We start from the raw sequence: 19,542 nt of genomic DNA, 5'->3' as shown, positions 1-19,542 counted from the left end.
GCCACTCTCCAGACCGCGCCGCAGCGTCCTGCGGCGGCCGCCGCCGGCGGGTGCGCCCGAGAGTCCCGATGTTCCTGTTCACCACTCCGCAGACGCGCGAGACCCAGCCGGCGAACCCGGTGGTGAGCGCCATCCGCGACGGCGCGGCCAAGACCGGGGCGGGGTTCGATTATCTGCTGAAGACCGCCCAGCGTGAATCCTCGCTCGAGCCCGACGCCAAGGCGAAGACCTCGAGCGCGACCGGCCTGTTCCAGTTCATCGAGCAGACCTGGCTGTCCATGGTGAAGCAGGAGGGGCCCAAGCAGGGGCTCGCCAGCTATGCCGACGCGATCAGCGAGACGGGTGGCGGGCGGCTGACCGTCGCCGATCCGGCGGCGCGCGAGAAGATCCTGGAGCTGCGCAAGGACCCGCAGGTCGCCGCCGTGATGGCGGGTGCCCTGACGCAGAAGAACCGCGAGCAGCTCGCCGGCGCGCTCGGCCGCCAGCCGCATGCGGGCGAGCTCTACATGGCCCATGTTCTGGGGGCGCGCGGGGCCTCCGACCTGATCAAGACCGCGGCAGCCGATCCGACCCGGGCCGCCGTGAAGGATTTCCCCGAGGCGGCCGCCGCCAATCGCAGCATCTTCTTCGACAAGGCCGGCCGGGCGCGCAGCGCGCAGGAGGTCTACGGCGTGCTGGCGGCCAGCCATGCCAACACCCAGCTCGCCGCCACAGCGACCGTCACCCAGACGGCTTCGACCCAGGGCGGCGACAAGCCGGCCGAGATCGCCGCCGCGCTCGCGCCCGGCCGCGCCAAGGGCCTGATCGGCCTGTTCTCGACCGAGGGCTCGCGGGCGCCGGTGTCGCAGGCGGTGGCCACTCTCTGGGCGACGCCGCGCGGTGACGCCAGCCGGACCGCCTCGCTCGATGCCGCCGACCGCTTCTATCCGCGGCAGACGAAATCCGATGCCACCGCGACCGCGCCGACGGCGGCCGACGCCGCCGCCGCCAATGCGGCGGCCTCGACACGGGCCGTGCAGGCGCCGCTGCCGCCCGCTCGCCCGGTGGAGCTGACGCAGCCGACGCCGGCGGTGCAGGAGCGCAGCGCCGCGCGCACGCGCCGGGCGCCGCTCGATCTCTCCGCCTTCATGATCCAGCGGAACGCCCGATGATCGTTCGTCGTTTCCTGCTCTGGGCCCGCACCGCCAATGCCGAGGAGCGCGCCAACGGCGCCGCCGCCCTGGCCGGCGCCTATCTGCGCTCGGGCATGGCCGAGGACGACCGGGCCGAGGCCGAAACCGCGCTGATCTCGCTCATCGACGATCCCTCGCCGCGGGTGCGCCGGGCGATCGCCGAGGAAATGGCCTCGTCGCCGCGGGCACCGCGCAATCTCGTGCTCGGGCTGATCGCCGATCAGAGCGACGTGGCCGCGCTGGTGCTGGCGCATTCGCCGGTGCTGAGCGAGGCCGATCTGGTCGATGCGGCCGCGATCGGCGACGCGCTGGCGCAGAAGGCGATCGCGCTGCGTCCGCAGCTGTCCGCCGGGGTCTGCGCCGCGCTGGCCGAAGTCGGCTGCGAGGAGGCGCTGGTGACGCTCGCCGGCAACCGCACGGCCGACATTCCCGATTTTTCGCTGGAGCGCATGGTCGAGCGCGCCGGCGATTGCGGGCCTCTGCGCGAGGCCCTGCTGGCCCGTGCCGATCTGCCGGCCGGCCTGCGCCAGACCATCGCCGCCAGGGTCTCCGATGCGCTGGCGAGCTTCGTCACCGGCTGCGGCTGGCTGACGCCGGAGCGCAGCGCCCGGCTGGCGCGGGAATCGACCGAGCGCGTCGCGGTTGCGCTCGCGGCTGGCGGCGAAGACAGCGATGCACCGGCCATCGTCGAGGTGCTGCGGGCTCATGGCCGCCTGACGCCGGGTCTGATGCTGCGCTCGCTGCTCTCCGGCGAACCGGCGCTGGCGGAGGCCGCTTTTGTGGCGCTGTCGGGCCTGCCGACGGGCCGTGTCGGCGCCCTGCTGCGCGACCGGCGTGGCGCTGGGCTGAAGGCGCTCTATCGCAAGGCGGGCCTGCCTGACTCCCTGCAACCCGCCTTCACGGCAGCGATCGTGGCGCTGAATGCGCGCGGCTTCGATGCCGGGGGGCGAGGGCAGGGCATCGACCGCCCGCTGCTGCGCGAGGTGCTGATCGCCTGCGAGGCGCTGGAGGGATCGGACGCCCGCGCCCTGATGGGCCTACTGCGCCGCATGGATGCCGAGGCGGCGCGCGAGGAAGCGAGAGCCATGGCGGACTCGCTCGCCGACGACGCCGCCTTCGCCTATCTCGTCGAGGCCGATCCGGCGCTGCTGGTAGAGCTCGAGATCGGGGATATCCGGCAGGCGGCCTGATTCCGCTCGACACCGGCGCGCGGCGGGCCTGTCAGGGCCAAAAGGCTTTCACTCGAAGAGCGTTGCGAGACGCGCCAGCACCTCGTCCATGATCTCCGGTGGGAGGGTCTCGATCCTGCGGCCGTTACGAGCTTTCAGGTCGAGAACACGGGGCTGGTCACAGCGGATCACGCCGCTGGTACTGGTTCCCTCCAACGGGACCGCAAAGCCGATGCGACGCGCGAAGTCGCCGCCATTCGTGATCGGCGCGACGACGGGCAACTGGGTCGCCTGATTGAACGCATCCGGCGAGACGATGACGACCGGCCGATGCCCGCGCTGTTCGCGTCCGTGGGTCGGCTCGAGGTCGACCATGTAGACATCGCCGCGCTTCACAGCAGCTCTTCACCGGCGGCCGGCGCATCGACCCATTCGCGCTCGCTGGACGGCTGCTGTTGGGAATAATCAGACGCCGCGAGCAGTTCGGCCATGGTGTAACGGGGTCTGGCCTGCGGCTCGACGACCAGGCGGCCATTGTCGACGGCCAGTCCGACCTTGGCGCCCGCGGAGAGGCGCAAGACGTCGAGCAGGGCCGGCGGGACGGCGAGCATGATCGAGCCGCCGACCTTGCGCAGATTGGTCGTGTGCATGGCCACTTCCTTCAGTTATATCTGAATATAACATTGCAGTGCGGCCCAGGCAATGCTGGCGCGCTCCGCGGGCCATCTTCTGTGAGTGGATCAGGTCTCGCCGGTTTCCGCCGTCCGCTGAGCCTCCAGCTGGACGCAGTGGCGCATGACGTCGGCGCCGGTCTCGTTCCAGGTGGTGATGCCGCCGGCCATGATGACCTGGACCAGTCCCTCGGCCAGTTCGGGCAGGGTCAGGCCGAGCTTCATCGCGGCGGCCGCGTGGTTCTTCGCGCCGTTCTTCTGGCCGATCAGCGTGTCCAGCAGGGCGAAGACCAGTTCCTTGGTCTTGAGGTCGAGCGCGCCGCCCTCGTCCCGGTCGCGCATGATCGCGGCGCGGATCAGGCCGTAGCCGGCGAAGGCGCCCGGCGCATGCTCCGACAGAAGGCTGAAATTGTCCGGCACGCGGCCGAAAGTCGCCATGAAGCTGGCCTTGCCGAGGTCGGTCGCGGCCTCGGTGATCTCGTCTCGGTTCATGGCGCAAAGGTCCTCGGGGCGGTCTGGGTCGATGCAGGCTAGACCTTCGCGGCCGCCGCGGCCATCGCTTCCCGGGCCGAGACCGCTCAGTACCCGAATTGCTCGCGCAGGATCCGCTCGTCGAGGCTGTGGCCGGGGTCATGGAGCATGACGAGATCGACCGTGCGGTCGATCTCGATCTCGACGCGCAGGACGTTGTCGATCTGGACATGGTCGGCGACCGCGCTGACCGGGCGCTTCTGCGCCTCCAGCACCTCGATCGTGACCTTGGCATGGTCGGGCAGGAGCGCGCCGCGCCAGCGCCGCGGGCGGAAGGCCGAGATCGGGGTCAGGGCCAGCAGGGGCGCGTCGAGCGGCAGGATCGGTCCGTTGGCCGAGAGATTGTAGGCGGTAGAGCCGGCGGGCGTCGCCAGCAGCACCCCGTCTGCGACGAGCTCGTCGAGCCGGACCTGGCCGTCGATCGAGATCCTGAGCTTCGCGGCCTGGTAGGAGCGGCGCAGCAGCGAGACCTCGTTGATCGCCTCGGCCCGCACCTCGGTGCCGTCCTTGTCGACGGCGCGCATCGAGAGCGGGTGGACGACGCTGCGCTGCGCCTCGGTCAGGCGCTTGCGCAGGCCGCGCTCGCGGAACTCGTTCATCAGGAAGCCGACGGAGCCGCGGTTCATGCCGTAGATCGGCGTGCCCGTGCCGATGAAGCGGTGGAGCGTCTGCAGCATCAGGCCGTCGCCACCCAGCGCCACGATCACGTCGGCGGTCGCCGTGTCGGCATTGCCGTAGCGTCCGGTCAGCTTCGCCAGTGCGGCCTGCGCCTCCGGCGTATCGCTGGCGACGAAGGAGATGGCCTGGAAGCGCTCGGTCATCACGGGTCCTGAAGGCAGTGCGCCGTGGCGGCGCAGGCGTGCCTTAGCACAGGCGGCGGCCGGATCGCGAGCGGGCGCGGCCTGAAAACGCGGCCACGAAAAAGGCCGGGGTTTCCCCCGGCCTTGGCAACCTCGCGGAGGGGCGCGATCTCAGATCGCGGTGCTCCACTGCACCGGCACCATCTCGAAGCCGTTGCCGGACTTGGCGATGTGGCCGGTGGCGGGGAAGGGCGCATGGTAGAAGGCGACCTGCATCTTGTCGGCCGCGACCATGTCGAGCAGCTTGCGCCGGGTGGCGGCGGCCTGCGGGCCGTCCATGTCGAATACGGCCGACCAGTCGGGATTGCGCACGAACAGGGCGGGATGGTTGGTGGTGTCGGACATCACCATCAGCGACTTGCCGCCCGAGGCGACAGTGAAGGTGGTGTGGCCCGGCGTATGGCCATAGGCCGCGACGGAGGTGATGCCGGGCACGATTTCCTTGCCGGCCTCGAACTGCTTCACATCCTTGGCGATGGGCGCAAAGACGCGCCGGACATTGCCGAAGGCGCCCTTCATGGCCTCGGGAGCGGCGCCCATCTTGGCGTCGTCCATCCAGAACGCCCATTCGGCGGCCGGGACCATGACCTCGGCATTGGGGAACATCGCCGTGCCGTCCTTGAGGCGGAAGCCGTTGATGTGATCGCCGTGGAAATGGCTGAACACGACGGCCGAGACGTCCTTGGGATCGAAGCCGGCGGCCTTGAAGTTGGCGGCCCAGGCGCCCGAGGTCGGCGCGCCGGAATCGCCATTGCCGGTGTCGATCAGCGTGAGCTTGCCGCCCTGCTGGATCGCCAGCGTCGTGAAGGAGATGTTCAGCGCGTCGGCGGGCAGGAAGGCCTGCTCCATCGCCTTCTTGACGTCGGCGAGTTCGGCGTTGCGGACGAAGCCCTCGAGCGGACGGCGGGCGAAGCCGTCATTGATGGCGGTGAGCGTGATGTCGCCGATCTTGTAGCGATAGAATCCGGGGGCCTGGTTCACGGGAGCTCCTTGGGCATGGGCCGGGCCGAGCCCGGGCAGGTCGAATGTGGCGGCAGCGGCGAGGGCGCCCGCACCGGCGATCACGCCGCGGCGCGACAGATTGAGATCGGTCATCGTTGTTGTCTCCCTCGGCTCGGGCAGAGCCGGTGTCGGACCCTAGCGGGCGGCGCCCAGCGTTCAACGCCGGAGCGCTGTCGCAACGGCACGGACGGGGTCAAGTTTTCGTGAGGGCCGGTGGCCGCCCTCAAACGGGATCGCTCTCGCGTTCGGCGCGTGCGGGTGCAGGTGCTGCGGCGGCAGGGCCGCCGGCGAAGGCGCGCAGCATCGCGGCGCAGAGCGCGAGCGCGCCGATCGTGCCGCTGGCCTGGCACTCGGCCACCAGCGCCTGGAAGGTCGCGGCTTCGTCGACGGCCATGGACTGCAGGCTCCAGCGCCAGTCGGGCGCCTTCTGCCGGAGCAGGCCGACGGCGACGTCGATGTTGGCACTGACGGAGCCGAGCGTCTTCCAGAGCGAGCCTTCCTGGTAGATGCCGCCCGGCGGGGTGCGGCGACCGACCAGATGGCTCGGCTTGCGCCGGACGTTGAAGCCCAGCGCCTCGTAGATGTCCGCGTCGAGCGCGCGATCCGGCTTCTGCGCGGTTTCGCAGCGATCGGCGAGAGCGAGCAGATGTTCGGGGCGGTCCATGCAGGCCTGGTCTCGGACGGGGAAGGCGGAACGATCGTGTTTGTGACTCATGTCTGGCGAGTCACATCTCGTGTGTGACGCAAGATGCAGGCCCTGACAGGGCCTGTCCGGCGCGTCTCATGCATGCCCCGGCTTCGCGGAGCGGGTAGCGGGCGACAGGCCCAATGGTGCCGGCGGAGAGGATCGAACTCCCGACCTTCGGTTTACAAAACCGCTGCACTACCGCTGTGCTACGCCGGCGTCGTCGGCCTGGTCCGGTCCGGCCGGGCTCGACGGACTAGCGGTTAGCAGCCGGGTCCGTCCAGGGCAAGCGGGCCCTTCGGCGCAGGCGCCACCAGAACGATCCCGACAGAAAAGGCCCCGCCTGGTGAGGCGGGGCCCGGGTGTCGCCGAGAGGCGAGCGTCGCTCAGTTCTCGTGGGTGTTGATGTCGCGGTCCTTGGTCTCGGGCACGAGCAGCATGCCGATCACGAAGGTCGCGAGGGCGAAGACGATCGGGTACCAGAGGCCGTAGTAGATGTCGCCGGTGCCGGCCACCATGGCGAAGGCGGTCGCCGGCAGCAGGCCGCCGAACCAGCCGTTGCCGATGTGGTAGGGCAGCGACATGCCGGTGTAGCGGATGCGGGTCGGGAAGAGCTCGACCAGCGCCGCGGCGACCGGGCCGTAGACCATCGTCACATAGATCACGAGGATCGTCAGGATGGCGATGATCGTCAGCGACTGGCCGGTGGTCAGGGCGCTGAAGAAGCCGACCTTGACGATGCGGGCATCGCCCGGGGCCGGATAGCCGGCGGCCACGGCTTCCTTGGCAAGATTGGCCGCGAAGGAGCCGTCGATGGCGAGGTCCTTGCCGTTGACGGTGACCTTGGCCGGGGTGCCGGCGGGCGCCGGCGCCTGGGTGTAGACGATGGCCTGGGTGGCCAGCGTGCGGCGGGCGATGTCGCACGGCGCGGTGAAGGTGCGGATGCCGACCGGATCGAAGACCGAGCCGCAGGAGGCGGGGTCGGCCACGACCTGGACCTTGACGTTCTGATGCGCCGCGGCGAGGCCCGGATTGGCGGCCTTGGTCAGGGCGCCGAACAGCGGGAAGTAGGTCAGCGCCGCGATCAGGCAGCCGGCCAGGATGACCGGCTTGCGGCCGATGCGGTCCGACAGCGAGCCGAAGAAGATGAAGCCGCCGGTGCCGACGATCAGGGCCCAGGCGATCAGCACGTTGGCCGAGTAGAGATCGACCTTCAGGATGCTCTGGAGGAAGAACAGGGCGTAAAACTGGCCGGTGTACCAGACGACCGCCTGGCCCATGGTCAGGCCGAACAGGGCGATCAGCGCGATCCTGGCGTTCTTCCACTGGCCAAAGGCCTCGGTGAGCGGCGCCTTCGAGCCCGTGCCCTCTTCCTTCATCTTCTGGAAGGCCGGGGATTCCTGCATCTGCAGGCGGATCCAGACCGAGATGGCGAGCAGGAAGATCGAGAGCAGGAACGGAATGCGCCAGCCCCAGGCGGCGAACTCGGCCTCACCCATGTTGACGCGGATCACCAGGATGACGAGCAGCGAGAGCAGCAGGCCGAGCGTCGCGGTGGTCTGGATCCAGGAGGTGTAGAAGCCGCGGCGGCCGACCGGAGCGTGCTCGGCGACATAGACGGCGGCGCCGCCATACTCGCCGCCCAGCGCCAGGCCCTGAAGCATGCGCAGCGCAATCAGGATGACCGGAGCCGCCCAGCCGATCGTGGCGTAGCTCGGCAGCAGGCCGACCAGGAAGGTCGAGGCGCCCATGATCACGATGGTGACGAGGAAGGTATACTTGCGGCCGATCAGGTCACCCAGGCGACCGAAGAAGAGCGCGCCGAAGGGGCGGACGAGGAAGCCCGCGGCGAAGGCGAGCAGCGCGAAGATGGCGCGGGTGTTGGGATCGAACGCCGAGAAGAAGTGCGCGCCGATCATCACGGCCAGCGAGCCGTAGAGGTAGAAGTCGTACCATTCGAAGACGGTGCCGAGCGACGATGCGAGAATGACGCGCTTCTCTTCCTTCGTCATGGGGCGTGGCGCGCTCTTCGCCCCCGATACGTTCGCTGCCATGCTCATGGCGATTCTCCCTGCGAGGTCTCCGGCAGCGGGACGATCCGCGCTGCCCGTTTGCCCACCGTCCTTGTTCGACGTGATTGCGGCGGAGGCGGAGGCGAAACCCGGTTCCGCGATCCGTCGGCGACAGGAATGCGCGCGGAAAATTTCAAGTTCAATCAAGCACTTGGTCTTGCATAATTGGTCGTACGACGATGGTCTCAGATGGAACGAGTCCGCGAATCCGCTTCCCAGCCCGGCGTGAGCGCCTATAGTCGACGGCGGAGGCCTGAGGATGCGGAGAAGGAGGAGCGCCATGCTGCGCGCCACGACGATCTGTCTCGGCCTGACGATGACGGGCCTTTGCGTTCCGCTTGACTGGACTGCGGCGCAGGCTGCGGGGCCGGCATCCCGATCCTTCGCGACCGCTGCTCCGACCGTCCAACGGGGTGCGGCGGTTCACCAGCGCCTGACACGCGACCGCTGGGTCCGCACCGATGCCGGACGCTTCCGCGATGGCCATGGCCGCCGCTACGGACGCGGCCCGCTGGCCGCCGTGGGCTATCCGGGTGCCTGGAGCGTCCCGGCCGGCGGCACCTCCTCCCACGCGCTCGATGCCGAGCGCCCGGTGGATCGCCAGTCCTTCGAGCACATGCCGGTGCGGATGGGCATCGCGCGTGCGCCGACGCCCGAGCCGACGCTGTACCGCCTCGAAGGGCGGCGCGACCGCCCGGCGACCCGCGTGATCCGGATCAACGATCCCGAGCCGCGGCAGGGCCGGCGCAGCCGCTTCGCCCATGCCGAGACGGGCGCGCTGCTGCTGGTCGTGCCCGGCCGCTGAGGCCGGGCCGGCTCAGCGGCGCCGGCTGGCGGCGTAGAGCGCGATCGCGGTGGCGTTGGAGACGTTGAGGCTGGTGATCGCGCCCGGCACCTCGAGCCGTGCGACCTGGTCGCAGAGCTCGCGCGAGCGCTGGCGCAGGCCCTTGCCCTCGGCGCCCATCACCATGACCAGCGGGCGCGTCAGGGTCACGTCCTCGAAGGCGACCTCGCCATCCGAATCGAAGCCGATGCGCTGGAAGCCGCGCTTGCCGAGCTCGGCGAGCGCGTCGCCGAGATTGCGCACGGCGATCAGCGGGACATGCTCGAGCGCCCCGGAGGCCGACTTGGCCAGCACGCCCGTTGCGGCCGGGGAGTGGCGGATGGTCACGATCACGGCTGCGGCCCCGAAAGCGGCGGCCGAGCGCAGGATGGCGCCGACATTGTGGGGATCGGTGATCTGGTCGAGCGCCAGCACGATCGCGTCGTCGGGCAGGCTGTCGAGATCGAGCGAGGGCAGGGGATCGCAGACCAGATAGAGCCCCTGATGCACCGAATCGGGGGTGAGCAGCCGGTCGATCTCGGAGGGGCGCACGATTTCCGCCTGCAGCGGCAGCTCGCCAACCTCTTCTTCAAGGCGCTTGAGGCCGTTTTCGGTGGCGAGCAGCCGACGATGGCGACGCTTGGGATTGCGCAGGGCCTCGATCACCGGGTGTACGCCGTAGAGCACGGCCTCGTCGATGTCGCCGGGGCGGTGGTGCAGGGTGCCGTCGGCGCGGCGCGGGCTGGTCTGGCGCGGGCCGTCCCCGCGCGCACCCTCGCGGCGCGGCCGGTCGCGATCCGGCCGATCACGATCCGATTTCGGGCGGAACGGTGCTGGCATGGGGGTTCTCCTGCAGTGCTCGCGCATGCCCTGACATGACATCCCCGGCTTGACCAGCATGGAAATGGCCCGGCGCTTCACCATGCCGGCGAGGCCGGTGGCTTTTTGGCGTTGACAGGGGGCGGCCCGGTCACCATAAGTCCGGCCGCGCCTGTCGCCGTCACACCAGTGACACGAGAGAGACGCCCGCGGCCAAGCCGCTGGCGGCGCAGGCGGGGGAATGTCCCGAGCGGCAAAGGGGGCGGACTGTAAATCCGCTGGCTATGCCTTCGCAGGTTCGAGTCCTGCTTCCCCCACCATCTTTCTCCAAGCCGCCTTCGCCGGGGCGCGCCGCCGCGGCTCAGCCCGGCTCCACCTCAGACCATGGGGCACACCAGCGGGCCCGTATTGTGCGAGCGCCGCGGGCGGCGCGCAGTCCGCCTTTTGCACGGGTCGACCCTGCGGCGGGGCCGGGGCGATTGCCCTCGTGCCGAAACCGTGTCCTATTTCCGTAAAGGCCGGGCCGGCACAGCGCCAGCATCAGAGCGGAGCGGGGGGATGGTGACCAGCAACGTCAAGAACAGGCTGCGGCTTTCGCCCCTGTCCAGCGTCGCAGCCCTGGCGCTTGCCGCGGGGCTCGGCGGGTGCCTCTCGGGCGGGGACGAGCCGCGGGCGCCGCAGGCGCAGGTCGTCGCCTCCGCCGCGGCGCCGAGCACGATCAGCGTCGACACCGTGATCGGGCGATGGGGCATCGCGTCCTTCCACAACGAGAAGGATCGCAAGCGCACGGAGGGGCAGGCGCAGGCGGCCTGCAACCAGCCCTATGTCATCACCAAGGGGCCGCGCGACGGCGTCATGATGCATGTCGCCGATGACGCCAAGCTCTATGAGCTCAGGCTCAAGGCCGGGCCCGGCGGGCGCAACTTCCTCGGTTTCGAGGCCCCGCCCGGTGATCTCCAGGACCGTGAGATCCTGTCCGCGACCGACTCGATGCTGGTGATGCGCTTCGTCGATCCCGACGCCCATCGCCGCTACGGCACCTTCATCTATGTGCGCTGCCGCTGACGGGAGGAGGCTGCTCATGACGATAGCGACGACGTTTTCGCTCCGCCTGCTGCGCGGCGCCGCAGGGCTCGCAGCCCTTTTCGCCCTGTCGCAGCCGGGCGTGGCCCAGCCGCGGCCGCCCGCCGCCGTCCAGCAGACGATGGATATCGGCGACGAGCCAGGCCGGGTCTCGACCGAGGAGGTCAGCATCACGGAGGGCCCCTTCGCGCGCCAGATGGTGCTGTTCCGCTCGAACGAGCCACCGGGCACCGTGATCATCCATTCGGCCGAGCGCTTCCTCTATGTCGTGCAGGGCAATGGCCGTGCGCTGCGCTACGGCATCGGTGTCGGCCGCGAGGGCTTCCAGTGGTCGGGCCTGGTGCAGGTCAGCCGCAAGGCGGAATGGCCGGACTGGCGGCCGCCGCCGGAGATGCTGCAGCGGCAGCCCTATCTGCCGCGCTTCATGGCGGGCGGCCCCGGCAATCCGATGGGCGCACGCGCGCTCTATCTCGGCTCGACGGTGTTCCGCATCCACGGCACCAACCAGCCCGAGACGATCGGCGAGGCGATTTCCTCCGGCTGCTTCCGCCTCGCCAATGGCGACATCGCGGATCTCTACGAGCGGGTGCCGCTCGGGACCAAGGTGATCATCCGTCATCAGGCGACGCTGTAGCGCGCGGGCGCGCCCAGACCACAGGCCCAGGGGGAACGTCATGTCGCAGGTCTCATCGCTTCGCCGGTTCACGCTGGGTCTGCTCGCCGCGGTCGCGTCCGCCGCCGCGCTCGCGCTGCCGGCCGCGGCCAGCACGCTGGCGACGGTCAAGCAGCGCGGCGTCCTCCATTGCGGCGTCAGCGAGGGGCTGAACGGCTTTTCCGCCAAGGACGCGCAAGGGGCGTGGTCGGGCTTCGACGTCGATTTCTGCCGGGCGCTGGCGGCCGCCGTGCTGGGCGATCCACAGAAGGTCAGCTTCACGCCGCTCTCGGCGAGCGAGCGCTTCGACGCGCTCAAGGCGGCGAAGGTCGACCTGCTCTCGCGCAACTCGACCTGGACGCTCGGACGCGAGGCTGAACTCGGCCTCGCCTTCGCCGGCATCACCTATCATGACGGGCAGGGCTTCCTGGCGAAGCGGGCGCTCGGCGTCGACGGGGCGCTGGCGCTCGACAAGGCGAAGATCTGCGTCGAGACGGGCACGACCTCGCAGGCCAACCTCGCCGACTTCTTCCGGGCGAACTCGCTGACCTATGAGGAAAAGCCCTTCGGCAGCGCCGCCGAGGCCTTCAAGGCCTTCGAGGCCGGCACGTGCGACGTCCTCAGCCGCGACCAGTCGGCGCTCTATGGCGAGAGGCTGAGGCTGGCCAAGCCGGGCGAGGCGATCGTCCTGCCGGACGTGATCTCGAAGGAGCCGCTCGGCCCGGTCGTGCGCAGCGACGATTTCGCCTGGTTCACGGTTGTGAAATGGGTGAATTTCGCCCTGGTCAATGCCGAGGAACTGGGCATCTCCACCACCACCATCCCGGCTGCGCTGGCCTCGCAGAAGCCCGATGTGCGCCGCTTCACCGGCGCCGAGGGCGGCTTCGGCAAGGCGCTGGGGCTCGATCCGGACTGGGCGGTCAAGGCCGTGCGGGCGGGCGGCAATTATGCCGAGATCTATGAGCGCAATCTCGGGACCGGCTCGAAGCTCGCCATCCCGCGCGGGCTCAACCAGCTCTGGAGCATGGGCGGTGTGCTCTATGCGCCGCCGCTGCGCTGAAACCCGACGCTGAAAGGGCGGAGGCTGTCGCCCGGGCTGCGCCTCAGCGGCGATCGTCCGCCGCGGTGGGCGCGGCGAGGCTGCGGTAGAGCGCATTGGCCCGGCTCAGATGGTCCGTCATCGCCCGGGCCGCGGCCTCGCCATCGCCCGCCGCGATCGCATCATGGATGCGCTGGTGCTCGGCCAGCGTCAGGCGTTCGGCGCCCGGTGCCCGCACCAGCGTGACATAGGATGCACCGAGCCAGCCCAGCATCGCCTCGACCGCGGCGGGGAAGACCGGGTTGCCGCTCATCACCGCGATCTGACGGTGAAAGGCGATGTCGCGGCTGAGGAAGTCGTCGAGCCCTGCCGCCTGGTGCTCCTCGAGGCACTGGCGCAGCAGGGCGAGGCCGGCCGCATCGGCGCGCTGGGCGGCGAGCCGGGCGACGCCGGCTTCGAGCAGGATGCGCGCCTCCTTGAGGTGCTCCAGCGCATCGGGATCGACGCTCAGCAGATAGCGCGCCGACTCGGCCATCTGCCCGACGATGCCCTGCGCGGTCGGCAGCAACACGCGCGCCCGCTCGCCATGGCTGATCCCGATGATGCCGGCGCGCTCCAACTGCTGCAGCGCCTCGCGGATCGAGGGGCGGCCGACGCCATAGGCGTCCATCAACTCGCGCTCGGAGGGCAATTGCGCACCCGGCGCGAACTCGCCGGCGCGGATGCGGGCCATCAGCCGGTCGAGGACCTCCTGATGCAGCTTGCGGCGGGGGATCGGCTCGGTCGTCACGGGGCGCTCGTCAAAGGCGGGAGACATCATTCATTATGTCATCATACCAGATTGACCGCCAAGCACTGTTGTGGGACGAACTCATCATACCAGTTGGGGAGGTCACGATGACGGTGGTGGCTCTGTTCGGAGCGGGCGGCAAGATGGGCATGCGGCTGGGCCGCAATCTCGCGGCCTCGCGTTTCACGATGCGGCCGGTCGAGGTCAGCCCGGCCGGGCAGGAGCGGGTGCGCGCCGCCTTCGGGCTCGATTGCCTCGAGGCCGAGGAGGCGATCGCAGGGGCGGAGGTGGTCGTGCTGGCCGTTCCGGACACCCATGTCGGCGCGGTGGCGACGATGCTGCTGCCGAAGCTGGCCTCGGGTACGATCGTTGTGATCCTCGACGCTGCCGCGCCCCATGCCGGGCATCTGCCGGAGCGGGCCGACATCACCTATTTCGTCACCCATCCCTGCCACCCGCCGATCTTCAACGACGAGACCAACCCGGCCGCCAAGGCCGACCATTTCGGCGGCATCGCGGCCAAGCAGCACATCGTCAATGCGCTGATGCAGGGGCCTGAAGAGCATTACGCGCTCGGCGAGGAGGTCGCGCGGGCGATCTGGGCGCCGGTGATGCGCTCGCACCGCGTCACGGTCGAGCAGATGGCGATCCTGGAGCCTGGCCTGTCCGAGACCGTCTGCGCCACGCTGCTCGACGCGATGCGCGAGGCGATGGAGGAGGCGATCGCCCGCGGCGTCCCGCGCGAGGCGGCGCGCGACTTCCTGCTCGGCCATATGAACATCCTCGCCGCCGTCACCTTCGAGCAGGTGCAGGGCGTGTTCTCGGACGCCTGCAACAAGGCGATCGTCTTCGGCAAGGACACGATCCTGAAGCCGGACTGGAAGCGGCTGTTCGAGCCGGAGGAGATCGCGGCGAGCGTGCGCCGCATCACCTGACGGATATCTGCCGTCCGCCCCTTGACCTTCCCATGATGGGAAGCCCCATCTCCGGCTCCGATGCGACAGTCGGAGCCTGAGCCGATGACCCTGACCGATCTCCGCAAGCCGGACGGCGCGACGACGCTTGCGATCCCCGTCGAGGGGATGAGCTGCGCCTCCTGCGTCGGGCGCGTCGAGAAGGCGATCCTGGCCGTCCCGGGCGTCCGCGAGGCGTCCGTCAATCTCGCGACGCAGCGGGCGAGCGTCGGGCTCGACGCCGATGCCGGCGTGGCACCCGTCCTCGCCGCGATCCGGGCGGCCGGCTACACGCCGCAGGAGGACGAGACCGATTTTTCCGTCGAGGGGATGAGCTGCGCCTCCTGCGTCGGGCGAGTCGAGCGGGCGCTGCTTTCCGTGCCCGGCGTGGTGGAGGGCAGCGTCAACCTCGCGACGGGCCGCGCCCATGCGTGCCATGTCGGCGGGCAGGGCACGGTGGCGGCGATCGCGGCGGCCCTGGCTGAAGCCGGCTATCCGGCCGAGCCCGTGCGGGAGGCCGGCGTCCAGGCCGATCGCGACAGTGCGCGGCGCGCGGCCGAGCTGGCGGGGCTGCGCCGCGACCTGACCCTGGCCGCACTGGCGACGCTGCCGATCGTCGTGATCGAGATGGGCTCGCATCTCTCCGACACGCTGCATCACGCGCTGGCGGAGAGCTTTGGCGCGGCCAACCTGCGCATCGCGTCCTTCATCCTGGCGAGCCTGGTGCAGTTCGGGCCGGGCCTCCAGTTCTTCCGGAAAGGAGGGCCGGCGCTGCTGCGCGGCGCACCCGACATGAACTCGCTCGTCATGCTCGGCACCACGACGGCCTATCTCTATTCGGTGGTCTCGACCTTTGCGCCCGCGCTGCTGCCGGCCGGGCTCGACCACACCTATTTCGAGGCTGGCGCGGTCATCGTCACGCTGATCCTCTTCGGCCGCTATGCCGAGGCCCGGGCCAAGGGCCAGACCGGTGATGCGATCCGCCGGCTTTTGAAGCTGCAGGCCAAGACGGCTCTCGTGCTGCGCGAGGGCCGCGAGCAGGAGTTAGCCGTCGCACAGGTGCGGCCCGGCGACATCGTGCTGGTGCGCCCCGGCGAGCGGCTGCCGGTTGATGGCGAGGTGGTCGAGGGGGCCTCCTTCGTCGACGAATCCATGCTGACCGGCGAGCCGATTCCCGTGGAGAAGGCGGTCGGCTCCACGGTGATCGGCGGCACGGTCAACGGGACCGGCGCCTTCCGCTTCCGCGCGACGCGCATCGGCGCGGACACGCTTCTGGCGGGAATCGTGCGGACGATGGAGGCAGCCCAGGCCTCGAAGCTGCCGATCCAGGCGCTGGTCGACAAGGTGACGATGTGGTTCGTGCCGGCCGTCATGGCCGCCGCGCTGCTGACCTTCGGGGTTTGGCTCATCTTCGGGCCGAGCCCGGCGTTGTCGCTGGCGATCGTCAATGCGGTGGCGGTGCTGATCATCGCCTGTCCCTGCGCGATGGGGCTGGCGACGCCGACCTCGATCATGGTCGGCACCGGCAAGGCGGCGCAGATGGGCGTGCTGTTCCGGCGCGGCGAGGCGCTGCAGGCCCTGCGCGACGTCACGGTCGTCGCGCTCGACAAGACCGGCACGATCACGCGGGGCAAGCCCGAACTGACGGATGTCGAGGTCATCGAGGGCTTCGCGCGCGATGAGGTCCTGCGGCTGGTGGCGGCGGTCGAGACGCGCTCGGAGCACCCGATCGCGCAGGCCATCGTAACCGCGGCCCGCGATGGCGGCCTTACCCTGGCCGAGCCCGCCGCCTTCGCCGCCGAGCCCGGCTATGGCGTGACGGCCACCGTCCAGGGGCGGGCGCTGCTCGTTGGAGCCGACCGGCTGCTGGTGCGGGCGGGCATCGACCTGTCCCCCTTCGCCGCCACGGCGGCGCGGCTCGGCGGGGAGGGCAAGTCGCCGCTCTATGCGGCCATCGATGGGCGGCTCGCCGCGATCCTCGCCGTCTCCGACCCCGTCAAGGACACCAGCCGCGAGGCGCTCGAGGCCCTGCGGGCGCAGGGCCTGCGGATCGTGATGATCACCGGCGACAACCGGCGCACCGCCGAGGCGATCGCGCGCGGCCTGCCGGTCGACGAGGTCGTGGCCGAGGTGCTGCCCGCCGGCAAGGTCGCGGTGATCGAGCGGCTGCAGGCGCAGGGCGCCCGCGTCGCTTTCGTCGGCGACGGCATCAACGATGCGCCGGCGCTGGCGAAGGCCGATGTCGGGCTCGCCATCGGCACCGGCACCGACATCGCCATCGAGAGCGCCGATGTCGTGTTGATGTCGGGCGATCTGCGCAACGTGGCGAACGCGGTGGCGCTGTCGCGGGCGACGCTGCGCAACATCGCCGAGAACCTGTTCTGGGCCTTCGGCTATAATGCGGTGCTGATCCCGGTCGCGGCCGGGGTGCTCTATCCGACCTTCGGCATCCTGATGTCGCCGATGGTGGCCGGCCTCGCCATGGCGCTCTCCAGCGTCAGCGTCGTCGCCAATGCGCTGCGGCTGCGCGGTTTCCGGCCGCCGCTCGCGGCGCATGGCCGGGCTGCGGCGGCGGCCTGAGCGCAGCTGAAAAAGGCGCTTGAACCTCTAGTGGCTACAGGAAGTAGGGTCTGGCCGGTTCGCGATTCACGACGCCCGGTGCCCCATGTCCCAACCCGATTCCGCTCTCGCCCCGAAGGTCCCTGACGCCGTCGCTGTGGCGCCGGCCTCCTGCGGGTCCGCCTGCTGCGGCGGCCATGATCATGCGCCGCCTCCCGCTGCGGCCGCGAGCGCCCGGCATAGCCACGGCCCGGGCTGCGGCCATGATCACGACCACGACCACGAGCACGCGCATGCGCATGCGGCGCAACCGGCCGAAGCATTGCCGGAGCATGAGCCGGGCGCGCTGCTCTGGCAGGTGCAGGGCATGGATTGCGGCAACTGTGCCCAGACCCTCCGCGCCGCGCTGGAGCGCCTGCCGGGCGTCTCCGACATCCGCATTTCCGTGACCAAGGAGACGTTGGCGCTGCGCCTCGACGAGGGGCTGACCCGGCCCGAGGCGATCGAGAGCCGGATCGCGACGCTGGGCTACAAGCCGAGCCGGCTCGCGGCGACGGAAGTCGCCCCGCTGCGGCGCGAGGCGCCTTCCGCGTGGTGGCGCCAGTCCAAGGGGCGGCTCGCCATCGCCTCGGGCGCGCTGGTCGCGCTGGCCTATCTGGTCGGCGTGTTCGCGCCGGGCTGGCACGACCCGCTCTTCATCACTGCGGGCCTGATCGCGGCGGCTCCGGTGGCGCGCCGGGCGATCGTCTCGGCACGGGCCGGCGCGCCCTTCACCATCGAGATGCTGATGACGATCGCGGTGGCCGGCGCGCTCGTCATCGGCGCGGCGGAGGAGGCGGCCATCGTCGTCTTCCTGTTCTGTGTCGGCGAGGTCCTGGAGGGCGTCGCCGCCGAGAAGGCGCGCTCCGGCATCCGCTCGCTCGCCGCGCTGGTGCCGCAGACCGCCTGGCTGGAGGAGGGCGGCTCCGTCCGCGAGGTCGCCGCGGAGACCCTGCGCATCGGCCAGAGCGTGCTGGTGCGCCCGGGCGACCGCATCCCGGCCGACGGCACGGTGCTGACCGGCGCCTCCAGCGTCGACGAGGCGCCGATCACCGGTGAATCGATGCCCAAGGCCAAGGAGCCCGGTTCGGAGGTTTTCGCCGGCACGGTCAATCACGAGGCCGCATTGACGATCCGTGTCGGCCGCGCGGCGCAGGACACGATGATCGCGCGCATCGTCGCGCTCGTCGCCGAGGCGCAGGACGCCAAGGCGCCGACGGAGCGCTTCATCGACCGCTTCTCGCGGATCTACATGCCCTTCATCGTTGGGCTGTCGCTGCTGGTGGCGGTGCTGCCGCCGCTGCTCGCGGGCGGCGTCTGGGGCGAGTGGATCTATCGCGGGCTCGCTCTGCTGCTGATCGGCTGCCCCTGCGCGCTGGTGATCTCGGTTCCCGCCGCCATCGCGTCCAGCCTGGCCACGGCGGCGCGGCGCGGGCTCCTGATCAAGGGCGGGGCCGTGATCGAGGCGCTGGCGGGCGTCGACACCGTCGCCTTCGACAAGACGGGCACGCTGACGATCGGCCGCCCCGTCGTCACCGATGTCGTGGCGCTGGAGGGCGGTGCGCCGCAGGTTCTTGCGCTGGCGGCGGCGGTCGAGCGGCGCTCCAGCCATCCGCTCGCGGCGGCCATCGTCGCGCGGGCTGAAGCCGAGGCGGTGGCCCTCGTCGCGGCGGAGGATGTCGCGGCCGTGCCGGGCAAGGGCATGGCGGGCACGATCGGGGAGGCAGCCGTCTTCGTCGGCGCGCCGCGCCACGCCGCCGCCTGGGCTCCCCTGCCGGAGGCGGCCCTGGCGGCGATCGACCGGCTCGAAGGGGAGGGCAAGACCGTCGTCGTCGTGGTCAGTGCGGCGCGCGCCGTGGGGCTGCTGGCGCTGCGGGACGAGCCGCGGCCGGATGCGGCGGCGGCGATTGGCCGGCTCAATGCCATGGGTATCCGCCCGCTGATGCTGACCGGCGACAACCCGCGCGCAGCAGGGGCGGTCGGCGAGGCGCTCGGCGTCGCGGTCACCGCCGGGATGCTGCCCGCCGACAAGGCGAAGGCGGTGGCCGAGCTCGCCCGCGGCGGCCGCGTCGCCATGGTCGGCGACGGCATCAACGACGCGCCGGCGCTGGCCAGCGCGCAGGTCGGCATCGCCATGGGCTCGGGCACGCGCGTCGCGATCGAGGCGGCCGATGCGGCGCTGCTGCATGACCGCGTCGGCGACGTGCCGGCGCTGATCGGGCTGGCGCGGGCGACGATGGCCAATGTCCGCCAGAACATCGCGCTGGCGCTCGGCCTGAAGGCGCTGTTCCTCGTCACCACCGTCATCGGCGCGACGGGGCTGTGGGTCGCGATCCTCGCCGACACCGGCGGGACCGTGCTGGTCACGCTCAACGCGCTGCGGCTGCTCGGCTATTTCCGCAGCGAGGCCGCGACGGCGCGCACTGCGACGCCGGAAACGGCGCGGCCCGTGCTCGGAACGGGTTGACTTCCTGCCGCCGCTGGGGAATTTCGGAGGCAGCGCGGGTGTAGCTCAATGGTAGAGCAGCAGCCTTCCAAGCTGAATACCCGGGTTCGATTCCCGGTACCCGCTCCAGCCCCTTTCCCCATTGTCCGTCCGATGCCGCCGCTGCCTCGCGCAAGC

General features: G+C 70.5%; 18 protein-coding genes and 3 tRNA genes. 11 read left to right on the top strand and 10 right to left on the bottom strand.

Annotated features, from left to right (window positions below; translation table 11 throughout):
- Positions 1-68 precede the first annotated feature (68 nt).
- Positions 69-1,151: a hypothetical protein gene (locus tag BSY19_RS19590; RefSeq protein WP_069055598.1), complete on the top strand. Its 1,083-nt coding sequence runs from the start codon at positions 69-71 to the stop codon at positions 1,149-1,151.
- A complete protein-coding gene (locus tag BSY19_RS19585; RefSeq protein WP_069055597.1) occupies positions 1,148-2,362 on the top strand; it encodes a DUF2336 domain-containing protein in 1,215 nt (404 codons plus the stop codon). The genes BSY19_RS19590 and BSY19_RS19585 overlap by 4 nt, the downstream gene beginning before the upstream one ends.
- 48 nt (positions 2,363-2,410) lie before the next feature.
- Here the strand turns inward: BSY19_RS19585 and BSY19_RS19580 are convergent, their stop codons facing one another.
- The 8 genes from BSY19_RS19580 to BSY19_RS19545 all read right to left on the bottom strand — a co-directional run bounded on the left by BSY19_RS19580 (position 2,411) and on the right by BSY19_RS19545 (position 8,150).
- A complete protein-coding gene (locus tag BSY19_RS19580) occupies positions 2,411-2,737 on the bottom strand; it encodes a type II toxin-antitoxin system PemK/MazF family toxin (RefSeq protein ID WP_069055596.1) in 327 nt (108 codons plus the stop codon).
- Complete coding sequence (locus BSY19_RS19575; protein WP_069055595.1) at positions 2,734-2,991, bottom strand: AbrB/MazE/SpoVT family DNA-binding domain-containing protein; 258 nt, start codon at positions 2,989-2,991, stop codon at positions 2,734-2,736. The genes BSY19_RS19580 and BSY19_RS19575 overlap by 4 nt, the downstream gene beginning before the upstream one ends.
- A 90-nt stretch (positions 2,992-3,081) precedes the next feature.
- Positions 3,082-3,504, bottom strand: coding sequence for a carboxymuconolactone decarboxylase family protein (locus BSY19_RS19570; protein ID WP_069055594.1), 423 nt, complete (start codon positions 3,502-3,504; stop codon positions 3,082-3,084).
- An 86-nt stretch (positions 3,505-3,590) separates the two neighbouring features.
- Positions 3,591-4,364, bottom strand: a complete 774-nt coding sequence (locus tag BSY19_RS19565) for an NAD kinase (protein ID WP_069055593.1) — start codon at positions 4,362-4,364, stop codon at positions 3,591-3,593.
- A 150-nt stretch (positions 4,365-4,514) separates the two neighbouring features.
- The gene (locus BSY19_RS19560) at positions 4,515-5,498 is read right to left on the bottom strand and encodes an MBL fold metallo-hydrolase (RefSeq protein ID WP_069055592.1); all 984 of its coding nucleotides are present in this window, start codon (positions 5,496-5,498) and stop codon (positions 4,515-4,517) included.
- A gap of 130 nt (positions 5,499-5,628) precedes the next feature.
- Positions 5,629-6,069, bottom strand: a complete 441-nt coding sequence (locus BSY19_RS19555) for a hypothetical protein (RefSeq protein WP_069055591.1) — start codon at positions 6,067-6,069, stop codon at positions 5,629-5,631.
- A 165-nt stretch (positions 6,070-6,234) separates the two neighbouring features.
- Positions 6,235-6,309 (bottom strand) — tRNA-Thr (locus tag BSY19_RS19550).
- 167 nt (positions 6,310-6,476) lie between these two features.
- Complete coding sequence (locus BSY19_RS19545; RefSeq protein WP_069055590.1) at positions 6,477-8,150, bottom strand: MFS transporter; 1,674 nt, start codon at positions 8,148-8,150, stop codon at positions 6,477-6,479.
- 292 nt (positions 8,151-8,442) lie between these two features.
- Between BSY19_RS19545 and BSY19_RS19540 the strand changes: the two genes are divergently transcribed.
- Positions 8,443-8,967 (top strand): hypothetical protein, encoded by a 525-nt coding sequence (locus BSY19_RS19540; RefSeq protein WP_069055589.1) that lies wholly within the window; start codon positions 8,443-8,445, stop codon positions 8,965-8,967.
- 12 nt (positions 8,968-8,979) lie between these two features.
- Here the strand turns inward: BSY19_RS19540 and rlmB are convergent, their stop codons facing one another.
- Entirely contained in the window at positions 8,980-9,825 is an 846-nt protein-coding gene (gene rlmB / locus BSY19_RS19535) for a 23S rRNA (guanosine(2251)-2'-O)-methyltransferase RlmB (protein WP_083247709.1), read from the bottom strand.
- A 214-nt stretch (positions 9,826-10,039) separates the two neighbouring features.
- Here rlmB and BSY19_RS19530 point away from each other — a divergent pair.
- The 4 genes from BSY19_RS19530 (at position 10,040) to BSY19_RS19515 (ending at position 12,599) form a co-directional block, all read left to right on the top strand.
- A tRNA-Tyr gene (locus tag BSY19_RS19530) sits at positions 10,040-10,124 on the top strand.
- 238 nt (positions 10,125-10,362) lie between these two features.
- The gene (locus tag BSY19_RS19525; protein ID WP_069055588.1) at positions 10,363-10,869 is read left to right on the top strand and encodes a hypothetical protein; all 507 of its coding nucleotides are present in this window, start codon (positions 10,363-10,365) and stop codon (positions 10,867-10,869) included.
- A 16-nt stretch (positions 10,870-10,885) separates the two neighbouring features.
- The gene (locus tag BSY19_RS19520; RefSeq protein ID WP_069055587.1) at positions 10,886-11,521 is read left to right on the top strand and encodes a L,D-transpeptidase; all 636 of its coding nucleotides are present in this window, start codon (positions 10,886-10,888) and stop codon (positions 11,519-11,521) included.
- 40 nt (positions 11,522-11,561) lie between these two features.
- Entirely contained in the window at positions 11,562-12,599 is a 1,038-nt protein-coding gene (locus BSY19_RS19515; RefSeq protein ID WP_069055586.1) for an amino acid ABC transporter substrate-binding protein, read from the top strand.
- A 43-nt stretch (positions 12,600-12,642) separates the two neighbouring features.
- Here the strand turns inward: BSY19_RS19515 and nanR are convergent, their stop codons facing one another.
- Positions 12,643-13,398 carry a transcriptional regulator NanR gene (gene nanR, locus BSY19_RS19510; RefSeq protein WP_236840411.1) on the bottom strand — a complete coding sequence of 252 codons (756 nt, stop codon included), beginning with the start codon at positions 13,396-13,398 and terminating at the stop codon, positions 12,643-12,645.
- A gap of 77 nt (positions 13,399-13,475) precedes the next feature.
- Here nanR and BSY19_RS19505 point away from each other — a divergent pair, with 77 nt between their 5' ends.
- From BSY19_RS19505 to BSY19_RS19490, 4 genes are all read left to right on the top strand, one after another.
- The gene (locus tag BSY19_RS19505) at positions 13,476-14,303 is read left to right on the top strand and encodes a phosphogluconate dehydrogenase C-terminal domain-containing protein (protein WP_069055585.1); all 828 of its coding nucleotides are present in this window, start codon (positions 13,476-13,478) and stop codon (positions 14,301-14,303) included.
- 84 nt (positions 14,304-14,387) lie between these two features.
- Positions 14,388-16,901, top strand: coding sequence for a heavy metal translocating P-type ATPase (locus BSY19_RS19500; RefSeq protein ID WP_069055584.1), 2,514 nt, complete (start codon positions 14,388-14,390; stop codon positions 16,899-16,901).
- Between the two features lie 85 nt (positions 16,902-16,986).
- A complete protein-coding gene (locus BSY19_RS19495) occupies positions 16,987-19,386 on the top strand; it encodes a heavy metal translocating P-type ATPase (RefSeq protein ID WP_236840410.1) in 2,400 nt (799 codons plus the stop codon).
- A gap of 34 nt (positions 19,387-19,420) precedes the next feature.
- Positions 19,421-19,494: transfer RNA gene (locus BSY19_RS19490), tRNA-Gly, on the top strand.
- Positions 19,495-19,542 lie beyond the last annotated feature (48 nt).

This window comes from Bosea sp. RAC05, assembly GCF_001713455.1.
Classification (GTDB): Bacteria; Pseudomonadota; Alphaproteobacteria; order Rhizobiales; family Beijerinckiaceae; genus Allobosea.
This window is presented reverse-complemented; position numbering and strand designations above follow the sequence as displayed.